The 1,285-nt window shown below is 61.6% G+C and carries 1 protein-coding gene and 1 pseudogene; both read left to right on the forward strand.

The features are described 5' to 3' along the window. Nucleotides 1-447: pseudogene (locus ACI94_RS08285) on the forward strand (O-phospho-L-seryl-tRNA:Cys-tRNA synthase); the annotation flags it as partial. A gap of 11 nt (nucleotides 448-458) precedes the next feature. Next, on the forward strand, nucleotides 459-1,285 hold an 827-nt coding region (locus tag ACI94_RS08290), incomplete at its 3' end, for an O-acetylhomoserine aminocarboxypropyltransferase/cysteine synthase family protein (RefSeq protein ID WP_286681295.1).

Below are 1,285 nucleotides of genomic sequence, written 5' to 3' on the forward strand. Positions count from 1 at the left end.
GACGTCACCAACCGGAAGTTCGGGATCAAGGAGGTGGAGATGCTCGGGTGCACCCTGATGGGGGGGACCCTGCTCTCGATGATGGCCTCGTTCCCCGCCGTCAAGGAGCGGGTCAACCACTGGGACGAAGAGGTGAAGAAGTCAAACTACTTCATCGACGCCCTCCTCGCCATCGAGGGCTCAAAGGTCCTCTCCGAATACCCGAGAAAGCATACGCTCACCAAGGTCGACACCACCGGGAGTTTCGATACCGTCGCCCGGACCCACAAGCGGCGGGGCTTCTTCCTCTCCGACGAACTCTCAAAACGCGGGATCGTCGGAGAGTTCGCAGGAGCAACGCGCACCTGGAAACTCAACACCTATGGCCTCTCCTGGAAGCAGGTCCGCTATCTCGCGGAGGCCTTCCAGGAGATCGCCGCAAAATACGATCTCCCCATCACCACGTAAGAGGGATTTCCATGGCAGAGAAAGCATTTCGTTTAGGAACAACTGCAATCCATGCAGGACAGGAGCCCGACCCCACGACCGGGTCGCGGGCGGTACCGATCTATCAGACCTCGTCGTATGTCTTCAAAGACACGAACCACGCCGCGAACCTCTTCGCGCTCAAAGAACTCGGGAACATCTACACCCGGCTCATGAACCCGACGACCGACGTCTTTGAGAAACGCGTCGCGGCTATCGAAGGGGGCCGTGCGGCCGTTGCGGTCGCTTCCGGCCAGGCGGCGATAACCTACGCCCTCCTTGCGGTCACGCGGCCGGGCGACGAGATCGTCGCTGCCGACAATCTCTACGGCGGGACCTACGAGCTCTTCAACTACACGTTCCCGAAACTCGGGCGCAAGGTGATCTTCGTCGATTCGGCCGACCCGGAGGCGTTTTCGGCGGCCATCACCGACAGAACGCGTGCAGTCTACGCCGAGTCGATCGGGAACCCGAAACTCGACGTTCCAGACTTTGAGGCGATCGCGGCGATCGCCCACGATGCAGGGCTACCCTTCGTCGTCGACAACACGACGGCGGTTGGGCTCGTCCGCCCGATCGAGTACGGTGCGGATATCGTCGTCCACTCGGCGACGAAGTACATCGGCGGCCACGGGAACTCGATCGGCGGAACCATCGTCGATTCGGGGAACTTTGCCTGGAACAACGGGAAGTTCCCCGAGTTCACCGAGCCCGATCCGAGTTACCACGGGCTCCGGTTCTGGGAGGCGTTCGGGAACTTCCCGGGACTCGGCAACGTCGCGCTGGCCTTCAAGATCCGCGTCCAGCTCCTCCGGGACAC

It is taken from the genome of Methanoculleus sp. DTU007 (assembly GCF_001512385.1).
In the GTDB taxonomy this organism is placed as follows: Archaea; Halobacteriota; Methanomicrobia; order Methanomicrobiales; family Methanoculleaceae; genus Methanoculleus; species Methanoculleus thermophilus.